21 protein-coding genes are annotated in these 19,596 nt (G+C 73.1%); 8 read left to right on the forward strand and 13 right to left on the reverse strand.

All coding sequences use genetic code 11. From position 1 onward, the window contains the following. Positions 1-125 precede the first annotated feature (125 nt). Genes ACFU95_RS09520 through ACFU95_RS09550 form a run of 7 tightly spaced genes read left to right on the forward strand, consistent with a single transcriptional unit; the run spans position 126 to position 8,038 of the window. On the forward strand, positions 126-1,193 hold the full coding sequence (locus ACFU95_RS09520) for an ADP-ribosylglycohydrolase family protein (RefSeq protein WP_383824161.1): 1,068 nt from the start codon (positions 126-128) through the stop codon (positions 1,191-1,193). Further along, complete coding sequence (locus ACFU95_RS09525; protein WP_383824164.1) at positions 1,190-2,563, forward strand: ADP-ribosylglycohydrolase family protein; 1,374 nt, start codon at positions 1,190-1,192, stop codon at positions 2,561-2,563. The genes ACFU95_RS09520 and ACFU95_RS09525 overlap by 4 nt, the downstream gene beginning before the upstream one ends. 7 nt (positions 2,564-2,570) lie before the next feature. Continuing rightward, entirely contained in the window at positions 2,571-3,746 is a 1,176-nt protein-coding gene (locus ACFU95_RS09530) for an ADP-ribosylglycohydrolase family protein (RefSeq protein ID WP_383824167.1), read from the forward strand. Further along, complete coding sequence (locus tag ACFU95_RS09535) at positions 3,734-5,119, forward strand: ADP-ribosylglycohydrolase family protein (RefSeq protein WP_383824169.1); 1,386 nt, start codon at positions 3,734-3,736, stop codon at positions 5,117-5,119. Before ACFU95_RS09530 ends, ACFU95_RS09535 begins: the two co-directional genes overlap by 13 nt. Continuing rightward, entirely contained in the window at positions 5,116-6,009 is an 894-nt protein-coding gene (gene rbsK, locus ACFU95_RS09540) for a ribokinase (protein WP_383824172.1), read from the forward strand. The genes ACFU95_RS09535 and rbsK overlap by 4 nt, the downstream gene beginning before the upstream one ends. Continuing rightward, positions 6,006-7,205, forward strand: coding sequence for a CaiB/BaiF CoA transferase family protein (locus ACFU95_RS09545; protein WP_383824175.1), 1,200 nt, complete (start codon positions 6,006-6,008; stop codon positions 7,203-7,205). Before rbsK ends, ACFU95_RS09545 begins: the two co-directional genes overlap by 4 nt. After that, a complete protein-coding gene (locus ACFU95_RS09550) occupies positions 7,202-8,038 on the forward strand; it encodes an HpcH/HpaI aldolase/citrate lyase family protein (RefSeq protein ID WP_383824178.1) in 837 nt (278 codons plus the stop codon). The genes ACFU95_RS09545 and ACFU95_RS09550 overlap by 4 nt, the downstream gene beginning before the upstream one ends. 56 nt (positions 8,039-8,094) lie before the next feature. Here the strand turns inward: ACFU95_RS09550 and lgt are convergent, their stop codons facing one another. The 11 genes from lgt to hisI all read right to left on the reverse strand — a co-directional run bounded on the left by lgt (position 8,095) and on the right by hisI (position 16,964). Further along, positions 8,095-9,075: a prolipoprotein diacylglyceryl transferase gene (gene lgt / locus ACFU95_RS09555; RefSeq protein ID WP_383824181.1), complete on the reverse strand. Its 981-nt coding sequence runs from the start codon at positions 9,073-9,075 to the stop codon at positions 8,095-8,097. A 97-nt stretch (positions 9,076-9,172) separates the two neighbouring features. Next, a complete protein-coding gene (locus tag ACFU95_RS09560; protein WP_383824183.1) occupies positions 9,173-9,949 on the reverse strand; it encodes a DsbA family protein in 777 nt (258 codons plus the stop codon). Positions 9,950-10,066: 117 nt separating this feature from the next. Continuing rightward, complete coding sequence (trpA, locus tag ACFU95_RS09565; protein WP_383824186.1) at positions 10,067-10,885, reverse strand: tryptophan synthase subunit alpha; 819 nt, start codon at positions 10,883-10,885, stop codon at positions 10,067-10,069. Then, the gene (gene trpB / locus ACFU95_RS09570) at positions 10,882-12,168 is read right to left on the reverse strand and encodes a tryptophan synthase subunit beta (protein ID WP_383824189.1); all 1,287 of its coding nucleotides are present in this window, start codon (positions 12,166-12,168) and stop codon (positions 10,882-10,884) included. The genes trpA and trpB overlap by 4 nt, the downstream gene beginning before the upstream one ends. A 108-nt stretch (positions 12,169-12,276) precedes the next feature. After that, positions 12,277-12,444 carry a tryptophan biosynthesis modulator TrpM gene (gene trpM / locus ACFU95_RS09575; protein WP_369122750.1) on the reverse strand — a complete coding sequence of 56 codons (168 nt, stop codon included), beginning with the start codon at positions 12,442-12,444 and terminating at the stop codon, positions 12,277-12,279. A 21-nt stretch (positions 12,445-12,465) separates the two neighbouring features. After that, entirely contained in the window at positions 12,466-13,275 is an 810-nt protein-coding gene (gene trpC, locus ACFU95_RS09580; RefSeq protein ID WP_383824192.1) for an indole-3-glycerol phosphate synthase TrpC, read from the reverse strand. Positions 13,276-13,427: 152 nt separating this feature from the next. After that, on the reverse strand, positions 13,428-13,880 hold the full coding sequence (locus tag ACFU95_RS09585; RefSeq protein ID WP_383824195.1) for a DUF2752 domain-containing protein: 453 nt from the start codon (positions 13,878-13,880) through the stop codon (positions 13,428-13,430). Between the two features lie 78 nt (positions 13,881-13,958). Then, the gene (locus ACFU95_RS09590; RefSeq protein ID WP_383824198.1) at positions 13,959-14,207 is read right to left on the reverse strand and encodes an HGxxPAAW family protein; all 249 of its coding nucleotides are present in this window, start codon (positions 14,205-14,207) and stop codon (positions 13,959-13,961) included. 113 nt (positions 14,208-14,320) lie between these two features. After that, positions 14,321-14,962 carry a TIGR02234 family membrane protein gene (locus ACFU95_RS09595; protein WP_383824356.1) on the reverse strand — a complete coding sequence of 214 codons (642 nt, stop codon included), beginning with the start codon at positions 14,960-14,962 and terminating at the stop codon, positions 14,321-14,323. A 104-nt stretch (positions 14,963-15,066) separates the two neighbouring features. After that, positions 15,067-16,554, reverse strand: a complete 1,488-nt coding sequence (locus ACFU95_RS09600) for an anthranilate synthase component I (protein ID WP_383824200.1) — start codon at positions 16,552-16,554, stop codon at positions 15,067-15,069. A gap of 11 nt (positions 16,555-16,565) precedes the next feature. Continuing rightward, positions 16,566-16,964, reverse strand: coding sequence for a phosphoribosyl-AMP cyclohydrolase (hisI, locus tag ACFU95_RS09605; RefSeq protein WP_383824203.1), 399 nt, complete (start codon positions 16,962-16,964; stop codon positions 16,566-16,568). Between the two features lie 104 nt (positions 16,965-17,068). Here hisI and ACFU95_RS09610 point away from each other — a divergent pair, with 104 nt between their 5' ends. After that, positions 17,069-17,704 carry a TIGR03085 family metal-binding protein gene (locus ACFU95_RS09610; protein WP_383824206.1) on the forward strand — a complete coding sequence of 212 codons (636 nt, stop codon included), beginning with the start codon at positions 17,069-17,071 and terminating at the stop codon, positions 17,702-17,704. A 3-nt stretch (positions 17,705-17,707) separates the two neighbouring features. Here the strand turns inward: ACFU95_RS09610 and ACFU95_RS09615 are convergent, their stop codons facing one another. Together ACFU95_RS09615 and ACFU95_RS09620 are read right to left on the reverse strand one after the other, a co-directional pair. Then, complete coding sequence (locus ACFU95_RS09615; protein WP_383824208.1) at positions 17,708-18,964, reverse strand: MFS transporter; 1,257 nt, start codon at positions 18,962-18,964, stop codon at positions 17,708-17,710. A gap of 10 nt (positions 18,965-18,974) precedes the next feature. Continuing rightward, on the reverse strand, positions 18,975-19,565 hold the full coding sequence (locus ACFU95_RS09620; RefSeq protein ID WP_383824211.1) for an ArsR/SmtB family transcription factor: 591 nt from the start codon (positions 19,563-19,565) through the stop codon (positions 18,975-18,977). Between the last annotated feature and the right edge of the window lie 31 nt (positions 19,566-19,596).

The raw sequence follows: 19,596 nt of genomic DNA on the forward strand, positions 1-19,596 counted from the left end.
AGGGGGTGCACAAATGTCGACCGGGTGACTCTGAGGTTTCCGAGGCTCAGGTCAACCGCCGACGGTGGGACATATCCGCAAAGGGCTCCGCGCCCTGGGCGGAGCCCCCGGAGGAGAGGCCGCGCATGCCATCCATCGCCTGCATCCCCTCGGTCCCGGCGCCCGGGAACGCCGCCGAACTCCGCGAACGGGCGCGCGGCGCACTGCTGGGCCTGGCGGTCGGCGACGCGCTGGGCGCCCCCGCGGAGAACATGAAGCCCTCCGAGATCCGCGCCCGCTGGGGCCGCATCACCGGGTTCGTCACCGACAACCCCTCCGGCACGGACGACACCGAGTACGCGATCTTCTCGGGCCTCCTCCTCGCCCGCCACGGCTCGGCTCTCACCCCGGCCCATGTGGAGTCGGCCTGGCACGAGTGGATCGCGGACCGGGCGGAGGGCCCTTTCCGGGGCGCCGGCTTCAGTGAGCGCGGCACGCTGGAGAACCTCCGCCGGGGCCTCGCGGCCCCCATCTCGGCCCAGCACCGCCACGCCTGGAGCGACGGCCTCGCCATGCGGGCGGCCCCCTTCGGCGTCTTCGCGGCGGGCCGCCCGGCGGAGGCGGCCCGCCTGGTGGCGATCGACGGCTCGGTGAGCCATGACGGCGAGGGCATCTACGGCGGCCAGGCGGTGGCGGCCGGGGTGGCGGCGGCGATGGCGGGCGCGGCGACGATCGCGGTGGTGGCCTCGGCCCTCGCCGTGGTCCCGGACGACTCCTGGACGGCCCGCTCCCTGCGCCGCGCCGTGACGGTGGCCCACCGCGGCGAACGCGCGGTCCGATCCGCGGTCGTGATCGGCGGCTACCCCTGGACCGACCTGGCCCCCGAAGCCGTCGCGCTGGCCTTCGGGGCGTACGCGGCGGCGGACGGCGACTTCGCCCAGGCGGTCCTCACGGCCGTGAACATGGGCCGGGACGCGGACACGACGGCGGCGGTGGCGGGGGCCCTGGCCGGGGCGACGCGAGGGGCGTCGGCGATCCCGGCCGAGTGGGCGGCGGCGATCGGCCCGGCGAGGGGCAGCTGTCTGCCGTCGATGGCCGGGCATCACGTGCTGGACGTGGCGGAGTTGCTGGTGCCGGGGGAGGACAGGAAATGGGTGACGGGGGGACTCGCGACGGCTGAGGCGCCGACGCCCCGCGCCGGAGCCCGACGGTGAACCCGCCCACCCCATGGGACGAGGGCGCCCCGACCATGACACCCCCCGAAGCCGAACCCACCCTGCTCGTACAGCCGGCCGAGCCGGCGATCACGGACGGCACACCCGTGACACAGCCGAACGAACCCGCGGCCGCCGACGGCGGGCACGCCCCACCGGGGCCACCCGCACCCGACGACGAGAGCCGCACGCGCGGTGCGGGTGGGAGACAACCGGCCGAAGGCGAAGCCGAGGCCATCAGACCCCACCCCCCGGAGGGCAACCGCGTCGAGGGCCTCCTGCTCGGCCTGGCCGCAGGCGACGCGGCCGGCTGGCCCGCCGCCCGCCACAGAGCCGCCCGCATGCCCGACTGGACCCGCCGCCTCACCCGCGAACTCGACACCTTCGCCGAACACAACGCGACGACCACCCTCCCCGTCCCCATCGCCCTGAACCAACCCCCCGAGCCCCTCCGCCTCGGCCCCTCCGACGACGCGGAATGGGCGGCCTTCGCGGCAGAGGCGCTCCTGCGCGCCGGCGACGACACCGCCCTCGGCGACCTCAGCCGAGAACGCCGCACCAGAGCCGCGATCGACCTCACCTGGAACGCCGTAGCCAGCGAGGTCGCCGCGGCAGCGGACCGCGCCCCCGAGATCGAGTCGGCGATCCTCCCCCTGCGCGCCCGTATCTCCGTCCGCGCCGGCCTCGGCAACCTCGCCGCCGGCCTGCGCCCGCCCGCCACCGGTCACGACAACCCGCACTACTTCGACGACGCGGCCTGCGTACGGGCATGCGTCCTCGCCGTGGCCCACCCCGGCGACCCCCACCGCGCGGCCGACCTCGCCGAGTTCGACGCCCGCTACACCCAGGACGGCGACGGCGTACACGGCGCGAGGGCGATGGCGGCGGCCCTCGCGCTGGCCCTGACCGGCGCGACGACCGAGACCTGCGTGGCCGCGGCGCTCGCCGAGCTCCCCGAGGAGACGGAGATCGGCCGCAACGCCCGGCACGCCCTGAGGCTCGCGCGGGACGCCGACAGCGCCTTCGCCCTGATCCCTCTCCTGGAACACCAGATCGTCGACCACGTCTACAGCTACGGCATCGCCGCGGCCGAGACGGTCCCGGTCGCGCTGGCCCTCGCGGTCGCCGCGGGCGGCCGTATCGCCGAGGCGGTCCCCGCCGCGGCGTGCCTCAGCCGGGTAGCGGATTCGGCACCGGCCCTGGCCGGCGCGCTGACGGGCGCGTTGGGCGGCGGCGCGTCGGTCCCGGCGACCTGGCGCGACGCCTGCCGCACCCTCTCCGGCTGCGTACTCCCCCGGCTCACCGGCACCGACCTGGTGGAACTCGCCGAACTCCTGGAAGCCACGCAACCGGCCCCACCAGGGGGATGATTCGGGAATGACGCCCAAAACAGAAGAAAGCAGTGGTCCGTGTCTCGCCGAGCGGATCACCGGCGCCCTGGTCGGCGCGGCGGTCGGCGACGCCCTCGGCGGCCCGGTGGAGGGCTACTCCCCCGACCAGATCCTTCAGCGCCACGGCGGCCGCGTCCACGGCATCGTCGGCCCCTGGAACGGCGACGCCTGGCGCACGGCCCGTCCCATCGCTCCGTACCACAAGGGCGACGGGCACGTCACCGACGACACGTTGCTGACCCACGCGCTGGTCCGCGTCTACGAGCGGGTCCGCGACCACCTCGACGCGTACGCCATCGCCGACCACCTGGTCCCGGACCTGATGACCAACCCGCGCTGGATCCCGGAGCTGGAGGCGGACGCCCTCCCCCTGCAACGCGTCTTCCTCGCGGAGAAGTGGCTGGTGGCCCGCCTCCACTACGGCCACGTGGACCCGCGGGAAGCCGGCGTCGGCAACATCGTCAACTGCGGTGCCGCGATGTACATGGCCCCGGTCGGCCTGGTCAACGCGGCCGACCCGAGGGCCGCGTACACCGAGGCGCTGGACGTCGCGGGCGCCCACCAGTCGTCGTACGGCCGTGAGGCGGCGGGCGTCCTCGCCGCGGCGGTGGCGTCGGCGTGCGCTCCCGGCGCCACCCCGGACTCGGTCGTCTCGACCTGTCTGTCCCTGGCGAAGGACGGCACGAGGGTGGCGATCGAGAGGGTCTGCGAAGTGGCGGCCCGGTACACGGACTTCGAGTCGGCGCTCTCCCCGCTCCGCGAGGCGGTCACCCCGTACGACACGGTGGGCCCCGACTACCGACAGCCCTCCCTCGGCGCCCGCCGCCCCTCCCGGCTGCACGCCATCGAGGAACTCCCGGTCGCCCTCGGCATGGTGCTGGTCGCGAGGGGCGACTACCGCCAGGCGGTCCTGGGCGCGGTGAACTACGGCCGCGACTGCGACTCGATCGCGACGATGGCCGGCGCCCTGGCCGGCGCCCTGGGCTCACCGGTCCCCGAGGACTGGTCGAAGGCGGTCGCGGAGGCCAGCCGCCTGGACCTGTGGGCGCCGCCCCGCGCCCTGACCGAGGTGACGAGGGAGATCCACGCCCGGGACGTACACCGCCGCCGGGCCCACGAAGCGGCGTTCACCGCACTGGAGGGCCGACCATGCTCCGACTGACCTGGGTCCAGCCGGAGGACCTGCTCGGCCACGAGCTCCGCCAGGCAGCCCTGGACGGCCGGGAGCCGTCGAGGATCGCGGCGCGGTGGAGGGCGGCGGGCGGCAGTGAGGCTCCGCTGCGGGCGGGGGCCTCGACGGAGCCGGCGTCGCGGTATCTGCGGACGCTGGCCGAGGACCTGCTGGACGAACTGGCGGACCTGCCCAGCAGGTTGGAGGACGACGAGCCGACGGACCTGGCGAAGATCAGGTCCCTGTGCCCGGACTGGCCGAGCGAGGGCGGCACCGCCCACGCACCCCCCACACCCGTCCGCCACGAAGCCGCCTGGCTGGGCAGAGCCGTCGGCTGCCTCCTGGGCAAACCCGTGGAGAAGCTCCCCCTCGAAGCCATCCGCCACCTGGCCGGATCCACCGGCAACTGGCCCCTGGCCACGTACTTCACCGCTCGTGGCGTCCCCGCCGACCTCCTCGCCGCCCACCCCTGGAACCGCCGCTCGGCGACCACCTCCCTCGCCGAGAACATCGACGGCATGCCCGAGGACGACGACCTCAACTACCCCCTGCTCAACCTTCTCCTGCTCAGGCGCCACGGCAGGACCTTCACCACCACCGACGTGGCCCGCCTCTGGCTGGACGAACTCCCACCCGGCCGCACCTTCACCGCCGAACGCATCGCCCACCGCAACCTCCTCCTCGGCATCGAGCCCCCGCACACGGCCCGCCACCGCAACCCCTTCCGCGAGTGGATCGGCGCCCTCATCCGCGCGGACGTCCACGGCTGGACCAACCCCGGCGACCCGGCTGCCGCCGCCGAACAGGCCCATCGGGACGCCACCCTCACCCACACCGCCAACGGCGTCTACGCGGCGATGTTCACGGCGGCCGTCATCGCGCGGGCGGCGACGGCGACCGGCCCCCACGACATCCACGCCTGCCTGCGCACCGGCCTCACGGTGATCCCCCCGAACTCCCGGCTGGCAAGGGCCGTCCACCACGCGATCCGACTCGCCGCGTCCATCCCCGACTTCGACACGGTCGTCGACGAACTCCACGCCACCCACGCGCCCACCCACCACTGGGTCCACGCCATCCCGAACACCGCCCTGATCGCCGCCGCCCTCACCCACGCGAACGGCGACTTCACCGGGTCCATCTGCCGTGCCGTGTCAGGAGGCTGGGACACCGACTCCAACGGCGCGACCGCGGGCAGCGTCGCCGCCCTCCTCGCCGGCACCCCCGCCGCCCTCCCCGACCGCTGGACGGCCCCCCTCAAGAACCGCCTCGCCACCTCCGTCGCCGACTTCGACGGCACCGGCTTCGACGCACTGGCGCACCTCACCTGCGCACTCACCCCCTCGGAGGCCACTCGCCCATGACCGACATCGTCGTGCTCGGCAGCACGAACATGGACCTCGTCACGTACGTCGAAAAGGCTCCGCAGCGCGGCGAGACCGTGAGCGGACGGGAGTTCCGTACGATCCCCGGCGGCAAGGGCGCCAACCAGGCGATCGCGGCGGCCCGCGCGGGCGGCCTCGTCTCGATGATCGGCGCTGTCGGCAACGACGGCTTCGGCACCCGGCTGCGCTCCACCCTGGAACACTCCGGCGTGGACACCGACGACCTCCGCACGGTCGAAGGCCCCTCCGGCACCGCGCACATCGTCGTGGACGACGAGGGCGGCAACGCGATCGTCGTGATCCCCGGCGCGAACGGCACGCTGGACCACCTGAGCCCCGGCGACGAGGGCGTCATCGCCGCCGCCGGCACCCTGCTGCTCCAGCTGGAGATCCCTCTGGCCGCGGTGCTGGCCGGCGCCCAGGCGGCCCGCCGCCACGACGTCCGTACGATCCTCACCCCGGCCCCCGCCCAGCCGCTGCCGGACGAACTCCTCGGCGCCATCGACCTGTTGGTGCCCAACGAGCACGAGGCCACCACCCTCACCGGCCGCACCGACCCCCGTGAGGCGGCCACCGCGCTGCTCGACCAGGTACGGGAAGTCGTCGTCACCCTGGGCGCGGCCGGCAGCCTCTACGCCGCCCGCGGCGCCGAACCCCTGGCCGTCCCCGCCCCGAAGGTCACCGCCGTCGACTCCACCGGCGCCGGCGACGTCTTCGTCGGCGCCCTCGCGGTGGCGCTCGGCGAGGGCCGCCCGATGCCGGACGCGCTGAAGTGGGCGGCCGCGGCGGCCGCGCTGTCGGTGCAGCGCGAGGGCGCCACCGAATCGATGCCGTACCGCCCGGAGATCGAGGAACGGTACGCGTCATGACCGAAGCAGCCAACGCCCCGCTGGCCGGCCTGCGCGTCCTCGATGTGGCCACCCTCTTCGCCGGCCCGCTGGCCGCCACGATGCTCGGCGACTTCGGCGCGGAGGTCATCAAGGTCGAGCACCCCGGGAAACCGGACCCCTCCCGCGGCCACGGCCCGTCGAAGGACGGCGTGGGCCTGTGGTGGAAGGTGCTCGGCCGCAACAAGCGCACCATCGCCCTGAACCTGTCCAGGCCCGGTGGCCGCGCCGCCCTGCTCCGGCTGGCCGCGACCGCGGACGTCGTCATCGAGAACTTCCGCCCGGGCACCCTGGAGAAATGGGACCTCGGCTGGCCGGAGCTCTGCGCCGCCAACCCCCGCCTGGTCCTCACCCGCGTCACCGGCTTCGGCCAGTTCGGCCCCGCCGCCCACCGCCCCGGCTTCGGCACGCTCGCCGAGGCGATGAGCGGCTTCGCCGCGCTCACCGGGGAGCCCGACGCGCCCCCGACGCTCCCGCCCTTCGGCCTGGCCGACTCCATCGCGGGCCTCGCCACCGCGTACGCCGTGATGACGGCACTGGCCGCGCGCGAGCGCACCGGCGAGGGACAGGTCGTCGACATGGCCCTCATCGAGCCGATGCTGCTGGCCCTCGGCCCCCAGCCCACCTGGTACGACCAGCTCGGCTACGTCCAGGAACGCACCGGCAACCGCTCCGCCAACAACGCCCCGCGCAACACCTACCGCACGGCGGACGGCACCTGGGTCGCCGTCTCCACCTCCGCCCAGTCGATCGCCGAGCGCGTGATGCACCTGGTGGGACGCCCCGAGCTGATCGACGAGCCGTGGTTCGCGACGGGCGCCGACCGGGCCCGCCACGCGGACGTCCTCGACCGGGCGGTCGGCGACTGGATCGCCCGCCACACCCGTGCCGACGTCCTCGCCGCCTTCGAGAAGGCGGAGGCGGCCGTGGCCCCGATCCAGGACGTACGGGACGTGATGACCGACCCTCAGTACGCGGCCCTCGACACGATCACCACCGTCGACGACCCCGAGCTGGGCCCCCTGCGCATGCAGAACGTCCTCTTCCGCCTCTCCGCCACCCCCGGCACGATCCGCTGGGCGGGCCGCCCGCACGGCGCGGACTCCGCCGAGATCCTCGCCGGCCTGGGCCTGACCCCCGCCGAACGGGCGGCCCTGCGTGAGGAGGGCACCCTGTGACGCGCTTCCCGCTGACCTGGCTGTACGCCCCCGGCGACCGCCCCCATGTGGTCGCCAAGGCCCTGACGTCCGGAGCCGACATCGTCATCGTCGACCTGGAGGACGCGGTGGCCCCGGACCGCAAGGACTACGCCCGCGCGGCCACGGCCGACCTGCTCGGCGAACCGGAGCATCCTGTTCCGGTCCACGTCCGGGTGAACGCCCTGGACACCCAGGCGGCGGCGAAGGACCTGGAGGCCCTGGCCACGCGCCCCGGCCTGTCCGGCATCCGCCTGCCCAAGGTGCGCTCCGCCGACCAGATCGTCCGCCTCGCGGAGACCACCCCGCCGAGCGCGGGGGGTGCCCCGCCGCTCCACGCCCTGCTGGAGTCGGCCCTGGGCATCGAGCGGGCCTACGCGATCGCCTCCGCCCACCCGTCGCTGCGCGGCATCGCTCTCGGCGAGGCGGATCTACGGGCCGATCTGGGCATCCGGGGCGACGCCGGCCTCGACTGGTCCCGCTCCCGCGTCATCGTGGCGGCCAGGGCGGCGGGCCTGCCTCCCCCGCCCCAGACGGTCCACCCCGACATCCGCGACCTGGACGGCCTGGCGGCGACCTGCGCCCACGGCCGCACCCTGGGCTTCCTCGGCCGGGCGGCCATCCACCCCCGCCAGCTCCCGGTGATCGAGCGGGCCTACCTCCCCACGCAGGAGGAGCTGGAACAAGCGGAGACGATCATCAAGGCAGCGGCGACGAACCAGGGCGCCCAGGCCCTCCCGGACGGCAGCTTCATCGACGCGGCGGTGGTGGCGACGGCACAGCGAACCCTGTCCCTGATCCGTCGTCGCGCCTGAGACACGCGGAGGGCGCCCGGCAGACCCGGGCGCCCTCGTCCACGTACGACCAGCTGTCAGCTCTTCTTCGCCGACTCGGCCCCGTCGCTCACTTCTTCCTCGACTTCGTCTCGTGCGTCGTCGTCCTTCTTCTCCGTGCCGGAGGAGTCCTCGACGTCCTTCTTCACGTCATCCTCGGCCTCACCGTCGGAAGCCTTGGCCTCACCGTCGGCGCCTTCGACCGCACCGGGTTCGACGATCTCCTCCCGGCCCGGCCGCTTCTTCGCCGACACCACGAGGTACGTCACGGCCAGCAGGAACACGATCAGCGCGGTCCAGACGTTCAGCCGCACGCCCAGGATGTGGTGGGCGTCGTCGACGCGCATGTACTCGATCCACGCGCGGCCCGTGCAGTACGCGGCGACGTAGAGCGCGAACGCGCGCCCGTGTCCCAGCTTGAAGCGGCGGTCGGCCCAGATCACCAGCAGCGCGACGCCGATGCACCACAGCGACTCGTACAGGAACGTCGGGTGGTAGGTGCCCGGCACCCGTCCGTCCGTGGAGGAGGTGATCTCCAGCGCCCACGGGAGGTCGGTCCGCCGGCCGTACAGCTCCTGGTTGAACCAGTTGCCCCAGCGCCCGATCGCCTGTGCGAGGGCGATGCCGGGCGCCACGGCGTCGGCGTAGGCGGGCAACGGGATCCCACGACGGCGGCAGCCGATCCACGCGCCGAGCGCGCCCAGCGCGATCGCGCCCCAGATGCCGAGGCCGCCCTCCCAGATCTTGAAGGCGTCCACCCAGTCACGGCCCTCGCTGAAGTACAGCTCGTAGTCCGTGATCACGTGGTAGAGGCGCCCGCCGACCAGGCCGAATGGCACGGCCCAGACCGCGATGTCGGCCACCGTGCCGGTCCGCCCGCCCCGGGCGACCCAGCGTTTGTTGCCGAGCCAGACGGCTACGAAGACACCGATGATGATGCAGAAGGCGTAGCCGCGCAGCGGGATGGGACCGAGGTGGATCACCCCGCGCGACGGGCTGGGAATGTAGGCAAGTTCCATGGCATGGTCGACGCTACCCTGCCGGGCGGCAGCGATGGCAGGCGGCCCGGCTACGGCTCCATAACGGGCAGCGACCGGAGCGGGCCCCGGGCGGGGCTCATCCCTTGTCGGCCGCCTCCACCATCTGCTTCAGCTTGGCCGGTGTCATCGTCTGGTCCTGGTAGATGTTCTTGCCGTTCAGCAGGACCGTGGGCGTGCCGCTGAAGCCGCCCTTCTTGAACGCCTCGTTGGACTTGTTGACCCAGCTGTTGTGCGTGCCGTCCTCGACGCACTTGCGGAAGGCGGGCGTGTCCAGGCCCTTGACCTTGGCCGCGAGCTCCAGGAGCTTGCTGTTCTCGGCGAAGGCGTCGTCGGACTCCGGAGGCTGGTTCTGGTACAGCACGTCGTGGTACGGCGTGAACTTCCCGGCGTCCTGGGCGCAGGCCGCGGCGTTGGCTGCGTTGCGCGAGCCGGTGCCGCCCATGCCGCCGTCGATGATCGTCGCCAGGTGGTAGTCGACTCTGAGCTTGCCGGAGTCCGTGAGCTCATGAATCGTCGGTCGGTACGCTTCCTCGAAGGACTTGCAGGCCGGGCAGCGGAAGTCCTCCCAGACCGTGAGCGTCGACTTGGCGCTCTCCTCGCCCACCGGGATCGCGAGGCCGTCCTTGCCCTGCGCCCCCGAGGGCCCCACGACCGGCCCCGCGGTGTCGCTGCCGTCGTCCTTGCCGGCGTTCGCCGCGACGACCCCGATCACCGCCGCGAGTCCCAGGACGCAGACGACGCTCGCGCCCACGATCAGCGCGCGGCGCCGCTTGTCGGCGGCCTTCTGCTTGTCACGCTCGGCCGCCAGCCGCTCCCGGGCGGTCCGCTTTCCCTCACGATTCTGTTCGCTCACACCCGCAGAACGAACCGGGGAGGCGCAGCGCGCCTCCCCGGCCTCAGGTCCACCCGTTCGAGCGAGTCGTGCGGAAGGCTCTTCTTCTGTTTAGATCCTCACCCCTGAGGGGGGGTGCTACGCCTGTCGGCGCACGCCCTTCGCCAGGTCACCGGCGAGCGCGCGGACGGCCTCGACCCCGGCCGCGTCGTCCGGCGCGTCCAGCATCCGCTTGACGAAGGCCGAGCCGACGATCACGCCGTCGGCGAAGCCGGCGACCTCGGCGGCCTGCTCGGCGTTGGAGACGCCGAGGCCGACGCAGACGGGCAGTGCGGTGCCGGTGGCCCGGGTGCGTTCGACCAGGTCCTTCGCCTGCGCGCCCACGGACGCGCGGGTGCCGGTGACGCCCATCAGCGAGGCGGCGTAGACGAAGCCGCTGCCCGCCGCGGTGATCTGCGCGAGCCGCTCGTCCTTGCTGCTGGGCGCCACGACGAAGACCGTCGCGAGCCCGTGCTTCTCGGCGTGCTCCCTCCACAGGGACGCCTCCTGGACGGGCAGGTCGGGCAGGATGCAGCCCGCACCGCCCGCTTCCGCCAGCTCGGCGGTGAAGCGCTCGACGCCGTAGCGGTCGATGGGGTTCCAGTACGTCATCACGAGGATCGGCTTGCCGGTGGCCTCGTGCGCCTCGCGGACCGTGCGCATGACGTCCGCGATCTTCACGCCGCCGCGCAGGGCGATGTCGTCGGCGGTCTGGATGACGGGGCCGTCGAGGACGGGGTCGCTGTGCGGCAGCCCGACCTCCACGACGTCGGCGCCCCCGTCGAGGGCGGCCTTGATCGCCTCGATGCCGCCGTCCACGGTCGGGAACCCGGCCGGGAGGTAGGCGATGAGCGCGGAGCGACCCTCGGCCCTGGCGGCGGCGAGGGTGTCCGACAGCAGTTGGATGTTCCCGCTCACTTGGCGTCCCCCTGGATCTCGGCGGCGCCACCGTTCGCGTCGGCGGCGACCTCGGCGTCGGTGTCGTACAGGCCGAAGTAGCGTGCGGCCGTGTCCATGTCCTTGTCACCGCGGCCGGACAGGTTGACGACGATCAGGCCGTCCTTGCCCAGCTCCTTGCCGACTTCCAGGGCCCCGGCGAGCGCGTGGGCGCTCTCGATCGCCGGGATGATGCCCTCGGTGCGCGACAGCAGGCGCAGGGCCTGCATCGCCGCGTCGTCGGTGACCGCGCGGTACTCGCCGCGGCCGCTGTCCTTGAGGTAGGAGTGCTCCGGGCCGATGCCGGGGTAGTCCAGGCCGGCCGAGATCGAGTACGGCTCGGTGATCTGGCCCTCCTCGTCCTGGAGGACGTAGGAGCGGGAGCCGTGCAGGATGCCGGGCTCGCCGGCGGTCAGGGTCGCCGCGTGCTCACCGGTCTCGATGCCGTGCCCGGCGGGCTCGCAGCCGATGAGGCGTACGTCCGTGTCGGGGATGAAGGCGTGGAAGAGGCCGATGGCGTTGGAGCCGCCGCCGACGCAGGCGACGGCGGCGTCGGGGAGGCGTCCGGCCCGTTCCAGGAGCTGGCGGCGGGCCTCCACGCCGATGACGCGGTGGAAGTCGCGGACCATGGCGGGGAAGGGGTGCGGGCCGGCGACCGTGCCGAACAGGTAGTGCGTGCGGTCGACGTTGGCGACCCAGTCACGGAACGCCTCGTTGATGGCGTCCTTCAGGGTGCGGCTGCCGGACTTCACGGCGATGACCTCGGCGCCGAGCATGCGCATGCGGGCCACGTTGAGGGCCTGGCGCTGGGTGTCGATCTCGCCCATGTAGATGGTGCAGTCGAGGCCGAACAGGGCGCAGGCCGTCGCCGTCGCGACGCCGTGCTGGCCGGCGCCGGTCTCCGCGATCACCCGGGTCTTGCCCATGCGCTTGGTGAGCAGGGCCTGGCCGAGCACGTTGTTGATCTTGTGGGAGCCGGTGTGGTTGAGGTCTTCCCGCTTCAGGAAGATCCGGGCGCCACCGGCGTGTTCGGCGAACCTCGGCACCTCGGTGAGGGAGCTGGGGCGGCCGGTGTAGTTGACCAGCAGGTCGTCGAGCTCGCGGGCGAACTCGGGGTCGTGCTTGGCCTTGTCGTACTCGACGGCCACCTCGTCCACGGCGGCGACGAGGGCCTCCGGGATGAACTTGCCGCCGAACGCGCCGAAGTAGCCCTCGGCGCTGGGGACTTGACCCTCCGGGTCGGGGATGAAGAAGTCGCTGGGCATGCGGATACCTCACGGTGAGTGCGTGGAAAAGACACTGATCGCCGTGGGGGCGGGGTTTGTCCGACGGCGAAAGGCCGCGTGTGGCTTGTCGCGCAGTTCCCCGCGCCCCTAAGGGGCGCGCTGCCATCGACGGCCGTTTACCTGCCCGGGTTCGTCACCGATGACGTACCGCACTCGACGACCGTGGACACGCCTCGCCGGGGCTCGGCAGCCCCTCGGGCGGCAGCCGCGCGCGAGGCGGGCGTACCGGTCCACGGTGGTCACAGTGCGATTCATCGGGGTCAGCCTAGCCGGTGATCAGCCGCGCCCGTGGCGCAGTGCCGGGTGCTCGCCCGCCGCCACCAGGTCGGACACCGCGGACTTGGGGTCCTTGCCGGTCACCAGGGACTCGCCGACCAGGACCGCGTCGGCGCCGGCGTTGGCGTAGGCGATGAGGTCGTGGGGGCCGCGGACGCCCGATTCGGCGATCTTGACGAGGTTGGCCGGGATCTCGGGCGCGATGCGCTCGAACGTTCCGCGGTCGACCTCCAGGGTCTTCAGGTTCCGCGCGTTGACGCCGATGATCTTCGCGCCCGCGTCCACGGCACGCTCGACCTCGTCCTCGTCGTGCACCTCGACCAGCGGGGTCAGGCCGATGGACACGGCCCGCTCGATCAGCGACTCCAGCGCCGGCTGGTCGAGGGCGGCGACGATCAGGAGCGCGAGGTCGGCGCCGTACGCGCGGGCCTCCCACAGCTGGTACGACGTGACGATGAAGTCCTTGCGCAGGACCGGGATGTCCACGCGAGCGCGGACCGCCTCCAGGTCGGCCAGCGAGCCGCCGAAGCGGCGCTGCTCCGTGAGCACGGAGATGACGGCCGCGCCGCCCGCCTCGTAGTCCGCGGCGAGTCCGGCCGGGTCGGCGATCGCGGCCAGCGCGCCCTTGGAGGGGCTGGAGCGCTTGACCTCGCAGATGACCTTGACGCCGTCGCCCTTCAGTGCGGCGACCCCGTCCTTCGCCGCGGGAGCCTTGGCCGCGCGCTCCTTGAGCTCGTCGAGGCTGACGCGCGCCTGCCGCTCCGCGAGGTCGGCACGGACTCCGTCGATGATCTCGTCGAGCACACTCACGCGAGCGGCCCCCTTCCAGACGGTCGGACTGTGAAAACGGTGGACTGTGAAAGCGGTACGAAACCTATGGTCACTGTGATGGTATCCGGAGGAGGGCGAAGGCTTCGCATCCGGTTGACGCCGGTCCCAGTACCTGGACGTTCCCCAGTTGATCAAGGGTGTAGCCAGCCACCGAACGGCAGGTTCCGGACAACGGTGAAGACCAGCAGCAACGCCCCCGCGGCCCACAGCTGCACCGGCCCGAGATCGATCCTCAGCGGCCGTCCGCGCGCCGCACGGACCACCCAGACGGTCCACACCACGGCGAAGAGCACATAGCCGACGACGGCCAGCGCGTTGTCCTGGAGCGCCGCCGGGAGGTCCCCGTGGACCACGGCGTGCGCACTGCGCAGTCCGCCGCAGCCGGGGCAGTAGACGCCGGTGTACCGGAGCAGCGGACAGGCGGGGTAGTGGCCGGGCTCGTTGGGGTCCACGGCCCCCACGTACGCGAAGGCCCCGGCGACGGCCGCGAGCAGCCCGGCGGGGACGGCCAGCCGCCCCAGCGCGGCGGCGGCGCTCGCCCGTGGTCGCGTCGCTCTCCGGCTGTCGGCGTTCACACGTCGCATTGTGCCCCGCACGCGCGTGAGGGGCGCCCTCCGCGCCCTGTCGGCGCCCGGTCGCCCCTCAGCGAAGTCGTACGCGTGTCAGCTCTTGACGCCCGCCGGCTCGCGCTGCTGCTCGACGAGCGCCTTGTGCGCCTCCTTGGGCTGGCCGAGGCCCATGCCGCGCATGACCCAGCCGACGACGCCGCCGAGGACCACGACAGCCATGCCGGCCCAGAAGCCCGCGGGCTGGGCCATCACCATGAAGGCGCCCGAGACGCAGAAACCGATGAAGGCGATCGTGACACCGGTCCAGGCGGCCGGGGTGTGACCGTGGCTGCTGCCCGCCATTGCTTGCTCCTCTTGCTGTGTACGTGTTGTACGTGGGTGAGCCGGTCGCTCGCTGTCATTGTCCCGCACGCGCCCGCGTGCGGTGATCGGGGGTCACGGCGCGCTCGCCCCGGTCAGGTGCCGGTGGGGTCCTCACCGCGGTCGAGGGCCTTCCAGAGTTCCTCGGGGCGGTCGGGGTCGGCGGCCGGAGACCTGCGGCGGGGCCGGGGGACGCCACCGCGCTCGTAGCGGCCGGACATGCCGGGCCACAGCCGGCCGTAGCGCAGGGCCAGCAGTCCGGCGAGCAGGATCAGTACGCCGCCGACGGCAGCGACGTAGGGCCAGGCGGTGTGGGTGAGGGTCTGGACGGTGGCCGAGGTGTCGCCGGACGCCTGGGCGGCCTTCTCGTCCAGCGCGGAGCTGTCGGAGACGCCGAGCAGGGCGGCGGCCACGGTGCCGGCGCCGGAGAGCGCGAGCAGGGCGGCGACCATGAACCGGCCGGCCCGGCGGACGGCGAAGACGGCGACGAGCGCGGCGAGCCCCACTATGGCCAGGGCCGCGGGGACGCCCGTGACGTCGCTGCCCTTGGCGATCAGGGGGAACGGGCCGCCGGCCACCGTCACGGTGCCCTCCGACCAGCGCTGCCGGGTCGAGAGCAGCGCGACGGCCGCGCCGAGGGCACCGCACAGCAGGGCGACGGCGAGGCTCATACGGCCGGCCCGGGCGGAACCGGGGGCTTCGGAACGGGGGTGAGGAACAGCAGTCACGTACTCCACTATCACCCGAACCCCGAGCGAACGGTCACCCGGGGTTCGGCTGGAGCGGCCGCCGGGGCCCGATGCAGCGTCCACCGGGGCTCATGTGCGGCGGCCCGCCGGGTTCACTGGAGCCGGTTCGCGGTGTGGACCGCCCGCAGGACCGCCGCCGCCTTGTTGCGGCACTCGGTGTCCTCGGCGACCGGGTCCGAGTCGGCGACGATGCCCGCGCCGGCCTGGACGTACGCCGTGCCGCCGCGCAGCAGGGCCGTTCGGATCGCGATGGCGGTGTCGGAGTCGCCCGCGAAGTCGAGGTAGCCGACGCAGCCGCCGTACAAGCCCCGCCTGGACGGTTCGAGTTCGTCGATGATCTGCATCGCGCGGGGCTTGGGGGCGCCGGAGAGGGTGCCGGCCGGGAAGCAGGCCGTCAGGACGTCGAAGGCGGTGCGGCCGGGGGCCACGCGTCCCGTCACCGTCGAGACGATGTGCATCACGTGCGAGTACCGCTCGATGGACATGAAGTCGACGACCTCGACCGAGCCCGGCTCGCAGACCCGCCCCAGGTCGTTGCGGCCCAGGTCGACCAGCATGAGGTGCTCGGCGCGCTCCTTGGGGTCGGCGAGCAGCTCGTCGGCGAGGGCCTGGTCCTCCTGCGGGGTGGCCCCGCGCCACCGGGTGCCGGCGATGGGGTGGACCATCGCCTGTCCGTCCTCGACCTTCACCAGGGCTTCGGGGGACGATCCGACGACGTCGAAGCCCTCGAAGCGGAAGAGGTACATGTACGGCGACGGGTTGGTGGCCCTGAGCACCCGGTAGACGTCCAACGCGGTTGCCGTGCACGGCGTTTCGAAGCGCTGGGAGGGGACCACCTGGAAGGCCTCGCCGGCCCGGATGCGCTCCTTGACGTCCTCGACGGCCTCCTGGAAGTCCTCGCCGCCCCACAGGGCCGTGTACTCGGGGAGTTCGGAGGGCGGGAGCACGGCCGGCGGCTGGGCGACCGGGCGCGTCAGGTCGGCCTGCATGGCGTCGAGGCGGGCGACCGCGTCGGCGTAGGCCTCGTCGACGCCCGTATCGAGGTCGTTGTGGTTGATCGCGTTGGCGATCAGCAGGACGGAGCCCTCCCAGTGGTCCATGACGGCGAGGTCGCTGGTGAGCAGCATGGTCAGCTCGGGCAGCTTCAGGTCGTCCCGCTCGCCGGGGCCGATCTTCTCCAGGCGGCGCACGATGTCGTAGCCGAGGTAGCCGACCATGCCGCCGGTGAAGGGCGGCAGGCCCAGGTCGTGGGCGAGGTCGCGGGGGGTGTGCAGGGCCTCGATGGTGGCGCGCAGGGCGGCGAGCGGGTCGCCCTCGGCGGGGACGCCGACAGGCGGGGCGCCGAGCCAGTGGGCCTGTCCGTCGCGCTCGGTGAGAGTCCCGGCGGACCGGACGCCCACGAACGAGTAGCGGGACCAGGAGCGGCCGTTCTCCGCGGACTCCAGCAGGAAGGTGCCCGGGCGCTCGGCGGCGAGCTTGCGGTAGAGGGCGACCGGGGTGTCGCCGTCGGCGAGGAGCTTGCGGGTGACCGGGATGACGCGGCGGTCGGAGGCCAGCTTGCGGAAGGTCTCGAGGTCCATGGCGGCTGACCTTACTGATCCGAGCCGGGTACGCCGGAATCGGCGTCCTTGAGCAGCACGTCCACGTCGAAGCAGGTGCGCGCGCCCGTGTGGCAGGCCGCGCCGACCTGGTCGACCTTGACGAGCACGGTGTCGGCGTCGCAGTCGAGGGCGACGGACCTGACCCACTGGAAGTGGCCGGAGGTGTCGCCCTTGACCCAGTACTCCCGGCGGCTGCGCGACCAGTAGGTGCAGCGGCCGGTGGTGAGCGTCCGGTGCAGCGCCTCGTCGTCCATCCAGCCGAGCATCAGCACCTCTCCGGTGTCGTACTGCTGGGCGATGGCAGGCAGGAGCCCGTCGGCGCTGCGCTTGAGGCGTGCGGCGATCTCGGGGTCCAGCCGACTGGGCTGACGGGGCGTACTGGTGGTCATGCATGCCATTGTGCCGCCTGCCACTGACAGTGACGGTCCGGTGTCCACCGAGTGGATGGGGGCGACGGGTGGGCGGACCTGATACGTGGTCGTAGGCTGACTGCATGTCGACCTTCGCCAAGCGTGAACGACTTCTCATGGCCGACCTCTTGGAGGCCGAGGGCCCGGACGCCCCCACCCTCTGCGAGGGCTGGACGACCCGTGACCTGGCGGCGCACGTGGTGGTGCGCGAGCGCCGGCCCGACGCCGCCGCGGGCCTCCTGATCAAGCCGCTCGCCCCGCGTCTGGACAAGGCGATGGACGAGTTCGCGGCGAAGCCGTACGAGGAGCTGATCCAGCTCATCCGCACCGGCCCGCCGCGCTTCTCGCCCTTCCAGCTCAAGCAGATCGACGAGGCGTCGAACACGGTCGAGTTCTACGTCCACACGGAGGACGTCCGCCGCGCCCAGCCGGACTGGACGCCGCGCGAACTCGACCCGGTCTTCCAGGACGCGCTGTGGTCCCGTCTGGAGCGCTCCGCCCGGCTGGTGGGCCGCTCCGCCCCCACGGGCCTGGTGCTGCGCCGTCCCGACGGCCGGACGGCGGTCGCCCACAAGGGCACGCCCGTCGTCACGGTGACGGGCGAGCCGTCGGAACTGCTCCTGTTCGCCTACGGCCGCCAGAACGCCGCCAAGGTCGAGCTGGACGGCGACAAGGACGCGATCACCAAGCTGCACGAGGGGAAGCAGCTGGGGATCTGACGGTCACTTCGGCAGTTCGGCGCGGCGCAGGCCGGGCACGCACAGGGCGATCACTCCGCCCAGCGCGCACACCGCCGCGCTGGTCACGAAGACCGGGCCGGTGCCCCAGACACCGATGGCGGCGGCGGACAGGGGCATGCTCAGCGGCGCGAAACCGAGGCTGACCAGCCCGGAGACAGCGGTGACGCGTCCGAGGTAGGCGGCGTCGGCCTGGGTCTGCAGCAGTGCGCCGCACATGGCGCCGCTGAGCCCGGCGAGCAGTCCGATGAGCAGGGCGACCCCGACGGCCGCGACCACGCCGGACACGAAGGCCAGCGCGCCGATCGCGAACGACCCGGCGAGGATCGTGCACCCCGCCACCCGCCCGGCGTGCGGCAGGCGGCCGCGCACGGTCAGCAGCAGGGACGCGGCGCCCGCGCCGACGCCGAAGCCGGCGAGGATCCAGCCCATCCCCGAGGCGCCCCAGCCCCGCTCGTCGGCGAGCAGCGTCAGGCCGACGTTGAGCGGGCCGACGAAGCCGAGGTCGCCGAGGGCGATGGCCAGCATGAGCGGCCCGAGCACCCGGTGGCGGCGTATGTAGGCGAGACCGGCCACCAGATCACGCCAGGCGGTGTCGCCCCGCGCGGCGGCCTTGTCGTCGGCGGGCAGCTCCCGCACCCGCACGGAGAGCAGCAGTGGCACCGACACGGCGATCAGCAGGCCGGCGAGGCCGAACGCGGCCGCCGCGCCCCCGAGGGCGACCCCGAGTCCGCCGAGCGGGGCACCCACGACGCTCGCGAAGCGGATTCCCAGGCCCCGCATGCCCTGCACGCGCGCGAGCTGGTCGCGGGTCGTCACGCGCGCGGGGAGGGCGCCCACGGCCGGCATGAACACGGCGTCGACCGTGCCGAAGACCAGGGCGAGCGCGGCGAGCGCCCACAGGCCCGGGGCGGCGAAGAACAGCAGCCCCGCCACCGCGAGGACCGCCGCGCACCGCACCACGTCGCTTCCGATGACGACCCTGCGCGGCCCGAGCCGGTCGGCGATCACTCCCCCGGCCAGCATCAGCAGCGCCCGGGGCAGGGCGCTCACCGCCATGACCACCCCGGCCTGGGACGGGGAGCCGGCCTGTACGGCCGCCCAGGAGAGGGCGATGTAGTAGACGCTGTCGCCGATCATCGAGGAGGTGTAGGCGCCGAGCCAGCGCAGGACGTTGGGGTCCCGGTGGGCGGGGCGCTCGGTGACGGGTGCGGTCTGTGTTGCCGTGAGCGTCGTAGGCACGTCGGTCCTCTCAGGGGCGGAAGGGGAAGTCGTACGTGTGCACCGCGACGTTCTCGCGGCCCTCGCTGTCTCCTGCGGCTTCGGCGGCCCGGCCGCGCTCGTCGTACCGGCGGATCAGGGCGAGCAACTCCCTGTTCAACTCGGTCAGTTCGTCCGCGGTGAGACGGAGGCTGGACTCGGAGGACTCGGCCGCCCGGTTCCACTCGGGGCCCCAGTGGGCGCGCTCGTCGAGCCAGCGTCGGTACATGTCCGTGCGCTGTTCGGCGAAGAGCCTGCTCGCCGCCGTGTGCGCGGCCGCCTTCTCGGGGGCGTCGCGGAAGTCCTCGTCGCGGATGCTCACGCCATCCGAGGCGGGCCGCCACCAGCGCTCACGGCCGTCCGCGCTCTGCGGCTCGGCCTCCTCGATGAGCCCGTGCTCGGCGAGCTTGCGCAGGTGGTAGCTGACCAGCGAGACGGCCTCGTCGACCTGCTCGGCGAGCTGTGAGGCGGTGGCGACCTGAGCGATCGTCAGCGCCCGGAGAAGGTTCATCCGCAGCGGATGGGCGAGCGCCTTGAGGGTGCCCAGATCCGTGATCCGACGGCCTCTTTCCTTACCTGTCATGCCCTCACCGTAGATGCGAAAGAAAAATTGC

It is taken from the genome of Streptomyces sp. NPDC057623, from assembly GCF_042800355.1.
Taxonomy (GTDB): domain Bacteria; phylum Actinomycetota; class Actinomycetes; order Streptomycetales; family Streptomycetaceae; genus Streptomyces.

What these genes read in the sequence shown, in the direction of transcription:
- ACFU95_RS09610 (WP_383824206.1), top strand. Translation starts at nt 17,069, where the DNA reads ATGTCGACCTTCGCCAAGCGTGAACGACTTCTCATGGCCGACCTCTTG.
- ACFU95_RS09520 (WP_383824161.1), top strand. Translation starts at nt 126, where the DNA reads ATGCCATCCATCGCCTGCATCCCCTCGGTCCCGGCGCCCGGGAACGCC.
- ACFU95_RS09535 (WP_383824169.1), top strand. Translation starts at nt 3,734, where the DNA reads ATGCTCCGACTGACCTGGGTCCAGCCGGAGGACCTGCTCGGCCACGAG.
- ACFU95_RS09620 (WP_383824211.1), bottom strand. Translation starts at nt 19,565, where the DNA reads ATGACAGGTAAGGAAAGAGGCCGTCGGATCACGGATCTGGGCACCCTC.
- ACFU95_RS09600 (WP_383824200.1), bottom strand. Translation starts at nt 16,554, where the DNA reads ATGGACCTCGAGACCTTCCGCAAGCTGGCCTCCGACCGCCGCGTCATC.
- trpM (WP_369122750.1), bottom strand. Translation starts at nt 12,444, where the DNA reads ATGAATCGCACTGTGACCACCGTGGACCGGTACGCCCGCCTCGCGCGC.
- ACFU95_RS09530 (WP_383824167.1), top strand. Translation starts at nt 2,571, where the DNA reads ATGACGCCCAAAACAGAAGAAAGCAGTGGTCCGTGTCTCGCCGAGCGG.
- lgt (WP_383824181.1), bottom strand. Translation starts at nt 9,075, where the DNA reads ATGGAACTTGCCTACATTCCCAGCCCGTCGCGCGGGGTGATCCACCTC.
- hisI (WP_383824203.1), bottom strand. Translation starts at nt 16,964, where the DNA reads ATGACCACCAGTACGCCCCGTCAGCCCAGTCGGCTGGACCCCGAGATC.
- trpB (WP_383824189.1), bottom strand. Translation starts at nt 12,168, where the DNA reads ATGCCCAGCGACTTCTTCATCCCCGACCCGGAGGGTCAAGTCCCCAGC.
- ACFU95_RS09545 (WP_383824175.1), top strand. Translation starts at nt 6,006, where the DNA reads ATGACCGAAGCAGCCAACGCCCCGCTGGCCGGCCTGCGCGTCCTCGAT.
- ACFU95_RS09590 (WP_383824198.1), bottom strand. Translation starts at nt 14,207, where the DNA reads ATGGCGGGCAGCAGCCACGGTCACACCCCGGCCGCCTGGACCGGTGTC.
- ACFU95_RS09585 (WP_383824195.1), bottom strand. Translation starts at nt 13,880, where the DNA reads ATGCGACGTGTGAACGCCGACAGCCGGAGAGCGACGCGACCACGGGCG.
- rbsK (WP_383824172.1), top strand. Translation starts at nt 5,116, where the DNA reads ATGACCGACATCGTCGTGCTCGGCAGCACGAACATGGACCTCGTCACG.